Source organism: Mycobacterium sp., from assembly GCF_035623875.1.
In the GTDB taxonomy this organism is placed as follows: domain Bacteria; phylum Actinomycetota; class Actinomycetes; order Mycobacteriales; family Mycobacteriaceae; genus Mycobacterium.
In genome coordinates, this window is sequence record NZ_DASPSP010000291.1 from 1 (window position 1) to 8852 (window position 8852).

Genomic DNA, 8852 nt, shown 5'->3' on the forward strand with positions numbered 1-8852 from the left:
TCGGATCAGGATGGACGCCGCGAATACCGCCGCCCACAACAGCGATGTCCAGATGCCCAGCAGAAAATAGCCCTTGGACTCCCCCAGCATGTAGGCGATCAGCGCGCAGACCACGACGCCGATGAGTCCCGACACCGCGGGCTGCGCGGACTCGCGCCGGATCAGCCGCCACAGCAGGATGAGCGCCGCAATGCCGAGGGCGGCGCCGACCGCCGCCGACAAGCCCAGCAGCCGCGACGTGCCGACGAAGACCAGCACCGGCAGCGAGGAATAGATCATCCCCGAAACGCCACCCAGCTGTGCCATCACCCGCTCGGCTGGGGTGCGGTCTGCAGTCACAGACCGTGCTTCGTTCTCGGCGGCCGGAGTCATATCACTGGCCTCTTCTGTCGCACTGTTCACGAGGTGATTCACCGTTGAATTTCGTAGTGCGGGTTGTAAATCGCCTTGCTGCCGTTCTCCAGCTTCCCGAGCCGGCCCCGCACCCGTAGCGTACGGCCCGAGTCGATTCCGGGAATCCGCCGTTGCCCCAACCACACCAGTGTCACGGTGTCGGTGCCGTCGAAGAACTCGGCGCGCACCCCGTCAGCGCAACCTCTGGCGTTGGTTTCCACACAGCGCAGCGTTCCGACCATCGTGACCTCCTGGCCTCGCTCACAGTCGATGGCACGCTGCGCACCGGTATTGACCGCTTCGTCGGACAACTTCTCGGCGTCGCGCTGCTCGGGGTCCTCCGTTAACCGACGAGTCAACCGGCGCAGATAACTTCCCGCCGCCATGGCCTCTCCTGACCGTCCTGTAAGTGCACCGAAGCCGATCCTCTCACGCCAACGGAAACCGTAGACCGGTTAGTTCCCGAGCGCCGCGAGGTCCCGCAGTCCCTTTTGCGACGACCCACAACCGTCCGGGCAGTATCTAGGGGGTGGCTATCGACCTGAGCGGGGTGATGGCCGTCCTGCTGCCGGGAACAGGGTCCGACGATGACTACATCACCCGAGCATTCTCAGCGCCGCTACGCGATGCCGGCGCGCAGGTCCTAGCGCCGCCGCCGCAGCCAAAGCACTTGATCGACGGCTACCTGTCCGCCTTGGACGACGCCGCAAGCCGACGTCCGATCGCCGTCGGCGGTGTTTCGATCGGTGCCGCGGTAGCCGCTGCCTGGGCGCTAGAGCATCCCGACCTCGCGGTGGCCGTGTTGGCCGCGCTGCCAGCTTGGACCGGTCCGCCCGGCGACGCTCCGGCCGCCAACGCGGCCCGGCACTCCGCGCAACAACTGCGCCATGACGGTCTGGCCGCAACGACGACACAGATGCGGGCGTCCAGCCCGCCGTGGTTGGCCGACGAGCTGACCCGGTCATGGCGGAGCCAGTGGCCGCATCTCCCCGACGCCATGGAAGAAGCGGCGACCTATGTTGCCCCAACCCGCGCGCAGCTGCAGCAGCTGGCGGTGCCAATCGGCATTGCCGCGGCGACAGACGACCCGATCCACCCCCTCGAAATCGGACTGGAATGGGCGGCGGCCGCGCCGCATGCGGCGTTGCGCACGGTGACGCTCGATCAGATCGGCGCCGATCCCGCGGCACTCGGCACCGCCTGTTTGGCAGCGCTGGAAGCCGTTTAACCGCCGGTGGTGCTGCGCAACTGCTGCATCGCCGATCCGGAGGCACTGCGGCGCGCGGTCGGCGGTGGCGGGCCCGTCGAACCCTCTTCCCCCGCCGCGCCCTGCGCGGCCGCCGCCTCGCGCAGCTGCGACGCCATCGGCTCGGGCAGCTGCACCGGCAACGGCGTCCGAACCGGTAGCGGAGTATCGCCACGGCGAACGACAGTGTCCACCAACGCTTCTCGAGCTTCATCCGTCAACGCATCGATGCCCTCGGCCGAGCTGTTCACGACGCAACGGATCATCCAGCGGTAGCCGTCGATCCCAATGAACCGCACCACGCCGGTCGCAGTGCCAATCACCTCCCGGCCCCAGCGACCATCCTGAATGCTCACCGCGGCCCCGTCCTTACGCAGCGAGTCGGCCAGCTCACTGGCGACCTCGCGCCACAAACCGCCGGTCTTGGGCGCCGCGTAGGCGGCGACGGTGAAGCGACCGTTGGGTGTCACCACCCATACCGCGCTTGGGATGCCGGTTTCGGTCAGCTCGACTTGCAGCTGGGCCGACGCCGGCATCGGCAGCAACACGGAACCGAGATCGAGGCGGCCAGCCTCGGCGGCCGTGGGGTCGTCGAAATCCTCGATGTCAAACGGGCCCTGCACGTCATCAGCGAACGCGTTCTCGACCCGCTCCTCCGGTTCCGGCGGCGCGGTCGATGCTTCGGGGACATCCGTGAGTTCCGACTCGTCGGCTGGCTCGTCTTTGGGTTTGCGTCTACCGAAAGCCATTACCAACGCCGCCCCTCTTCATCACTTCACTCTGCATCGTCGCGGGCGCGGTCATGGCGCCGCTCCTCCTCATCGCTTCGCTCTGCATCGTCGTCGGCGCAGTCACAAACTCGCATGCCCGCCGGAGGAGCCGTGGCCACCGTCGCCTCGGGAAGTATCGGCCAGCCGTGCCTCTTCGAACGACGACACCTCGATAAGTTCGACCAACTCGACGCGCTGTACCAACAATTGGGCGATACGGTCGCCGCGATGCACGACGATCGGCGTCGCGGGGTCGAGGTTGATCAGCGATACCTTGATCTCACCGCGATAGCCGGCATCGATGGTGCCCGGGCTGTTGACGATCGAAAGCCCATTCCGCGCAGCTAATCCGGATCGCGGGTGCACCAGCCCGACCATTCCGAACGGAATGGCAACCGCGATCCCGGTCCGTACCAGCGCACGATGTCCGGGCGCGAGCTCAACGTCTTCGGCGCTGTACAGATCGACGCCGGCATCACCGTCGTGGGCTCGGGTGGGCAGCGGAAGCCCGGGGTCGAGACGGACAACCGCCAGACTGGTCGACACGGGGCCACAGATTACCCTTGACCGAGTGTCAGGTACGCGAGTCGCGCCGCAAAGTGTGCGGTATCGCGAGCGTTTGTGGGTGCCATGGTGGTGGTGGCTACTGGGTTTCGCGCTGGCGGCGCTCATCGCTCTGGAAGTCAACCAGGGCGTGCCGAGCATTCCGCGCTGGCTGCCATTCATGCTGTTGTTCGTGGTGGCGGCCGGGGCACTGCTCTGGCTGGGCCGAATCGAGATCCGGGTCATCGCCGGTGACGGCGGAGTCGAATTGTGGGCCGGCGAGGCACACCTGCCGGTCACCGTGATCGCCCGATCCGCAAACATCCCTCGGTCGGCCAAATCTGCGGCGCTGGGACGTCAACTCGACCCTGCCGCCTACGTGCTGCACCGCGGCTGGGTGGGACCGATGGTGCTGGTGGTTCTGAACGACGTCGACGATCCGACGCCGTACTGGTTGGTGAGCTGCCGTCACCCGGAGCGGGTGCTGTCGGCATTGCGCAGCTGACCGATCAGGCCACGCAGTCGGTGCAGATCATCACGCCGTTTTTCTCGCTGGCCAGCCGACTGCGGTGTTGCACCAGAAAGCAGCTCGAACAAGTGAACTCGTCGGCCTGCTTGGGAATCACCCGGACTGACAGCTCTTCGCCGGACAGGTCGGCACCAGGCAGCTCGAAAGACTCGGCGGATTCTGACTCGTCGACGTCAACCACCGCCGACGCCGCTTCGTTCCGCCGTGCCTTGAGTTCCTCTAGGGAATCCTCGGAAACGTCATCGGTCTCGGTACGCCGTGGGGCGTCATAATCGGTAGCCATCATCGTGTCCCCTCGTAACCTCAAGCAAAGCTTTGTACCAGCCTCGAACGCATCCACCAAACGATTCGTGCCCTTATACCCCGGTGTTCAAGTGTGATTTACGTCACACTCGGGATTTGACCCCGCTACCTCGCCCTAAACATCGCGTTTAGAGTGCGTACGTGGTCGCGCAAATCACTGAGGGCACTGCTTTCGACAGGCACGGTCGACCCTTTCGCCGCCGCAATGCCCGGCCCGCGATCGCCCTGCTGGTCGTGCTGCTGGTGGCGAGCGCGGTGGTCTGGACAATCGCCCTGAGCCGCCCGCCCCAGGTCCATGAGGCCGCAGCGTGCAACCCGCCGACGCAGCAGACCGATCCAGGACAGCCGCACCTGGGCACACCGGTGTCGCGCAGCACGATGATCAACGTCGCACCGGCCAAACTCGCCGATGCCAAAATCCGCGTCCTGAACGCCAGCGGGCGGGGCGGTCAGGCCGCCGCTATCGCCGGTGCACTGAAAGACCTCGGTTTCGCGCAGCCGACCGCCGCCAACGATCCGATCTATGCCCACGCCAGGCTCAACTGTCAGGGCCAGGTCCGCTTCGGCGATGCCGGTCAGGCCGGGGCGGCGACGGTGTGGCTGGTGGCCCCGTGCACCGAGCTGTACCACGATGACCGCACCGACGATTCCGTTGACCTGGTTCTCGGCACCGAGTTCAGCGCGCTGGCACATAGCGACGACATCGACGCCGTGCTCGCCGGCCTACGTCCGGGCGCTGAGCCCGCCGATTCCGCGCTGCTGGCGAAGATCCACGCGGGCACGTGCTGACCGCCGAGCCGCTGGAAAGATCACCCCGGAATCGGAGCCAGGCCGTCGAATCGCTCCAGGGCCGTGAGTAACTCATCGGCGATCCCCGGCGCCGCGGCGACCACCAGCGCGGCGGAACTGTCTGGGTTCCCCGGCTCAGGCAAAACCACTCGGGCGCCCGCCTCGGCGGCGATCAGCGCCCCCGCCGCATGGTCCCAGACATGCAGGCCGTGCTCGTAGTAGGCGTCCAGCCGGCCTGCCGCGACCATGCATAAATCCATTGCGGCAGAACCGATTCGGCGCACATCGCGGACCACCGGCAAGATCTTCGACACCAGCGCCGCCTGGACGGTGCGGCGTCGCCTGGAATACGCAAAGCCGGTGCCCACCAACGCCATCGACAATTCGTCGACGGCAGTGCACTGCAGCGGATGGGTGCCCTGCTCGTCGATAAGGTGTGCACCCAGTCCCGCCGCGGCCGAGTACACCCGCGCGCCCATCACGTCGGCGACTGCGCCGGCCACCGAAACTCCGTCAACCTGGGCTGCCACCGACACCGCATAGGCCGGGATCCCGTAAACAAAATTGACCGTGCCATCGATCGGATCCAGCACCCAGGTGACAGTGCCGGCAGCGCGGGCCGTCGGATCGGCGGGTCCGCCGATTTCTTCGCCCAGCACCGGGTCGCCGGATCTCAGTTGCGCCAACCGATCACGCAGTAGCCGTTCGGTCTCGGTGTCGACGACGGTCACCGGGTCGGTGGGGGTCGTCTTCGTTCGCACCGCAGCGCTGCCCTCGGCGCGCGCGTCGGGACCGAACACCTCGCTGCGACGGCGCCGGACGAACGCGGCCGCTTCCCCGGTCAACGTTTCGGCCACCGAACGCAGGTGTGCCGGATGGTTCTCAGCTGTGCTCACCGGTCCATCGCATCACAGGTGCCGTCGTACTACCCCGCTGGCGGTTGGGCAGCGACCGCGAAACCGGGCAGCCAACTGCTCATCCACGCATTAGGGTCGGGTTGTCCGACTCCTCACCCGGGCCGTCACGGCGCGCATCGTCGTCGCACTAGGGTGTGGGCGGACACCCAAGTCTCGCCGAGGAGATTCGATGACCGCTGACGACTCGACTACCGCCTCGCCCGGGACCGACGCGACCGGCACACCGCCCCGCCGGGGATTCGGTGTCGATGTCGGTGGCAGCGGCGTCAAGGGCGGAATCGTCGACCTGGATACCGGGCAACTCATCGGCGACCGGTTCAAGTTGCCGACACCCCAGCCGGCCATGCCGTCCGCCGTCGCGAAGACGATCGCGGCCGTTGTCAACGAGTTCAACTGGTCTGGCCCGCTCGGCGTGACTTATCCGGGTGTCGTCACCCACGGCATTGTCCGGACCGCAGCCAACGTCGACAAATCCTGGATCGGGACCGACGCTCGCGACGTCATCAGCGCGGAATTGGACGGCCAGCAGATCGTCGTTCTCAACGACGCCGACGCAGCAGGACTGGCAGAACAGCGCTACGGGGCGGGCAAAGACACCACCGGTGTCGTGGTCCTGCTCACATTCGGGACCGGAATCGGGTCGGCGGTCATCCACAACGGGATTTTGCTGCCCAACACCGAGTTCGGGCACCTCGAGGTCGGCGGCAAGGAGGCCGAACACCGCGCCGCCTCATCGGTCAGGGACAACCAGGGCTTGAGCTACGAAAAGTGGGCGAAGCAGGTGACGAAGGTGCTGGTCGCTATCGAGAACGCAATGTGGCCGGAGCTGTTCATCGCCGGCGGCGGGATCAGCCGCAAAGCCGACAAATGGGTGCCTTTCCTGGAAAACCGCACCCCGGTGGTTGCCGCCGCCCTGCAGAACACCGCGGGAATCGTCGGCGCGGCGATGGCGGCGACCAGCGACGTGACGCACTGAATTTATGCGCTGTGGCCGGGGTATTGCAGCGCTGTCGTTACAATGGTCTCCGCCAGCCGCCTGACCGAGAGCGGCGAATATCCACCCTGATAATCGACGCCGACATCCGACATAGCCGACATTTTCCGGTTGAGCATGCCTAGAGCACCGGAAGTGAGTCCTACCGAAGGGGTTTACGTGGCAGCGACCAAAGCACGATCGGCAACCGAGGAGCCGGTGAAGCGTACCGCCGCCAAGTCCCCCGCCACCGCCGGGGCGAAAGGATCGGCGGCCAAGTCCGCCAACGGCTCCACCACCAGACGACGGGCCGCCAAGACGCCAGCCAAGGCACCGGCGAAGACAACCACGCGGGCCGCTAAAGCGCCAGCGAAGTCCGCCAGGGCCGGCACCGACACCAGAGCCAAGGCGCGCACTTCGACGAAGAGCGCTGCCGTCAAGTCCGAGCCTCGCCGCGGTCGCGCGAAGAAAGTGACGTCGTCTGAGGATGCCCCCAAAGACGTCGACGTCGTGGCGGATGAGCTCGATGTCGCAGAGGAAATCGACGAGCTCGACGGTGAGCCGGACATCGAAGGCGAGGCCGTCGAGGAGATCGACCTTGAAGCCGAAGATATGAACCTCGACGACCTCGAGGATGAGCCGTCTGGCGGTGACGACGCGCACGACGACACCGGGGTCGACGAGGCCGCTACCGAAGAAGAGGCGAAAGCCAGCTCCAAGAAAGTCGCCGACGCGGAATCAGCCGACGAAGAAGAAATCGTCGAACCGAGCGAAAAAGACAAAGCCTCAGGCGATTTCGTCTGGGACGAAGACGAGTCTGAGGCGTTGCGCCAAGCACGTAAGGACGCCGAGCTCACCGCATCGGCTGACTCAGTTCGGGCTTACCTCAAGCAGATCGGCAAGGTGGCACTGCTCAACGCCGAAGAAGAGGTTGAGCTGGCGAAACGGATCGAGGCCGGCCTGTACGCCACGCAACTGATGGTCGAGCTGAGCGATCGCGGCGAGAAGTTGCCCGCCGCCCAGCGTCGTGACATGTCGTGGATCTGTCGCGATGGCGACCGCGCGAAAAACCATCTGCTGGAAGCCAACCTGCGGCTTGTGGTTTCGCTCGCCAAGCGCTACACCGGCCGCGGCATGGCGTTTCTCGACCTGATTCAGGAAGGGAACCTAGGCCTGATCCGTGCGGTCGAGAAGTTCGACTACACCAAGGGTTACAAGTTCTCCACCTATGCGACCTGGTGGATCCGCCAGGCGATCACCCGCGCGATGGCCGACCAGGCCCGCACCATCCGCATCCCGGTGCACATGGTCGAGGTGATCAACAAGCTGGGCCGTATTCAGCGCGAGCTGCTGCAGGACCTGGGCCGCGAGCCCACTCCTGAGGAGCTGGCCAAAGAAATGGACATCACCCCGGAGAAGGTGCTAGAGATCCAGCAATACGCCCGCGAGCCGATCTCACTGGATCAGACAATCGGCGACGAGGGCGACAGCCAGCTCGGCGACTTCATCGAGGACAGCGAAGCGGTGGTGGCTGTCGACGCGGTGTCGTTCACCCTGCTGCAAGACCAGCTGCAGTCGGTGCTGGAGACGCTCTCCGAGCGCGAGGCCGGTGTCGTGCGGCTGCGCTTCGGCCTGACTGACGGCCAGCCGCGCACCCTTGACGAGATCGGCCAGGTCTACGGCGTCACTCGCGAACGTATCCGCCAGATCGAGTCGAAGACCATGTCGAAGTTGCGCCACCCCAGCCGTTCGCAGGTCCTGCGCGACTACCTGGACTGAGCGACACTCCGTTCTAACGTCCTGACCAGTGGGTTTACTGGTCAATCCAACAATAGCAGATGAGTACAGCGCTGTCAGTTAAGATAATCCGTGTCAGACAGCCGCCGCAGCCGCCGCCGCAAACCCCCGGCCCTGGACCTGGCCGCGCTGCTGTCAAGCTGGGAGGTCTCGCTGCGCGCCGACCACAAATCACCGCAGACCGTCAAGAGCTACACCACCGGCGTGCGGGGGTTCATCCGCTGGTGTGAGTCCAATGAGCATCAGCCCCCGGCGCTGGACCGCGACCTGGTCCGCGCATGGGTGGCCGACCTGCTCGGCGCCGGGGCCGAACCGGCGACCGCCCGCTCCCGCCAGCTCGCCGTGCGGCGCTTCTCCGCGTGGCTGGAAGAGGAAGGCGAGATCGACGACGATCCCCTCCTCGGGCTCAAAGCACCCAAACTCGACGCCAAGGTCACCGACGCGCTGACCGACGACGAACTGCGTCGACTGATAAAGGCGTGCGGCGGCAAGGAGTTCCGCGACCGCCGCGACGAAGCCATCATCCGACTGATGGCCGAAACCGGGATGCGCGCAGGCGAGGTCATCAACCTAGACGTCGCCGACGTCGACC

Annotated in this window: 12 protein-coding genes; 6 read left to right on the forward strand and 6 right to left on the reverse strand. The window is 65.9% G+C overall.

Features of this window, described 5'->3' with window-relative positions; genetic code table 11:
* Nucleotides 1-339 (reverse strand): DUF3159 domain-containing protein (locus VEI45_RS23300; RefSeq protein ID WP_324856885.1); only part of this gene is annotated, 339 nt, incomplete at its 3' end.
* Nucleotides 340-410: 71 nt separating this feature from the next.
* Nucleotides 411-779, reverse strand: a complete 369-nt coding sequence (locus VEI45_RS23305) for an OB-fold nucleic acid binding domain-containing protein (protein WP_324856886.1) — start codon at nucleotides 777-779, stop codon at nucleotides 411-413.
* Between the two features lie 143 nt (nucleotides 780-922).
* Here VEI45_RS23305 and VEI45_RS23310 point away from each other — a divergent pair, with 143 nt between their 5' ends.
* The gene (locus VEI45_RS23310; RefSeq protein ID WP_324856887.1) at nucleotides 923-1621 is read left to right on the forward strand and encodes a serine aminopeptidase domain-containing protein; all 699 of its coding nucleotides are present in this window, start codon (nucleotides 923-925) and stop codon (nucleotides 1619-1621) included.
* Here VEI45_RS23310 and VEI45_RS23315 read toward each other — a convergent pair.
* Nucleotides 1618-2388: a DUF3710 domain-containing protein gene (locus tag VEI45_RS23315; RefSeq protein WP_324856888.1), complete on the reverse strand. Its 771-nt coding sequence runs from the start codon at nucleotides 2386-2388 to the stop codon at nucleotides 1618-1620. The genes VEI45_RS23310 and VEI45_RS23315 overlap by 4 nt on opposite strands.
* Nucleotides 2389-2490: 102 nt before the next feature.
* Nucleotides 2491-2955 (reverse strand): dUTP diphosphatase, encoded by a 465-nt coding sequence (gene dut, locus VEI45_RS23325; protein ID WP_324856889.1) that lies wholly within the window; start codon nucleotides 2953-2955, stop codon nucleotides 2491-2493.
* Nucleotides 2956-2980: 25 nt separating this feature from the next.
* Between dut and VEI45_RS23330 the strand changes: the two genes are divergently transcribed.
* On the forward strand, nucleotides 2981-3457 hold the full coding sequence (locus VEI45_RS23330; RefSeq protein ID WP_324856890.1) for a DUF3093 domain-containing protein: 477 nt from the start codon (nucleotides 2981-2983) through the stop codon (nucleotides 3455-3457).
* 4 nt (nucleotides 3458-3461) lie between these two features.
* Here the strand turns inward: VEI45_RS23330 and VEI45_RS23335 are convergent, their stop codons facing one another.
* Complete coding sequence (locus VEI45_RS23335; protein WP_324856891.1) at nucleotides 3462-3764, reverse strand: DUF4193 domain-containing protein; 303 nt, start codon at nucleotides 3762-3764, stop codon at nucleotides 3462-3464.
* A 161-nt stretch (nucleotides 3765-3925) separates the two neighbouring features.
* On the opposite strand from VEI45_RS23335, the gene cei reads away from it, so the two are divergent.
* Nucleotides 3926-4573, forward strand: coding sequence for an envelope integrity protein Cei (gene cei, locus VEI45_RS23340; protein WP_324856892.1), 648 nt, complete (start codon nucleotides 3926-3928; stop codon nucleotides 4571-4573).
* Between the two features lie 20 nt (nucleotides 4574-4593).
* On the opposite strand, the gene VEI45_RS23345 is transcribed toward cei, so the two are convergent.
* Complete coding sequence (locus tag VEI45_RS23345) at nucleotides 4594-5469, reverse strand: inositol monophosphatase family protein (protein ID WP_324856893.1); 876 nt, start codon at nucleotides 5467-5469, stop codon at nucleotides 4594-4596.
* A gap of 190 nt (nucleotides 5470-5659) precedes the next feature.
* On the opposite strand from VEI45_RS23345, the gene ppgK reads away from it, so the two are divergent.
* From ppgK to VEI45_RS23360, 3 genes are all read left to right on the forward strand, one after another.
* Nucleotides 5660-6466, forward strand: a complete 807-nt coding sequence (gene ppgK, locus VEI45_RS23350) for a polyphosphate--glucose phosphotransferase (RefSeq protein ID WP_324856894.1) — start codon at nucleotides 5660-5662, stop codon at nucleotides 6464-6466.
* Nucleotides 6467-6643: 177 nt separating this feature from the next.
* Nucleotides 6644-8242, forward strand: a complete 1599-nt coding sequence (locus VEI45_RS23355) for an RNA polymerase sigma factor (protein WP_324856896.1) — start codon at nucleotides 6644-6646, stop codon at nucleotides 8240-8242.
* Nucleotides 8243-8332: 90 nt separating this feature from the next.
* Nucleotides 8333-8852 (forward strand): tyrosine-type recombinase/integrase (locus tag VEI45_RS23360; protein ID WP_324856895.1); only part of this gene is annotated, 520 nt, incomplete at its 3' end.

Excerpts from the sequence above, each read along its gene's own strand:
- VEI45_RS23305 (WP_324856886.1), bottom strand. The coding sequence starts at position 779 with ATGGCGGCGGGAAGTTATCTGCGCCGGTTGACTCGTCGGTTAACGGAG.
- VEI45_RS23315 (WP_324856888.1), bottom strand. The coding sequence starts at position 2,388 with ATGGCTTTCGGTAGACGCAAACCCAAAGACGAGCCAGCCGACGAGTCG.
- VEI45_RS23335 (WP_324856891.1), bottom strand. The coding sequence starts at position 3,764 with ATGGCTACCGATTATGACGCCCCACGGCGTACCGAGACCGATGACGTT.
- ppgK (WP_324856894.1), top strand. The coding sequence starts at position 5,660 with ATGACCGCTGACGACTCGACTACCGCCTCGCCCGGGACCGACGCGACC.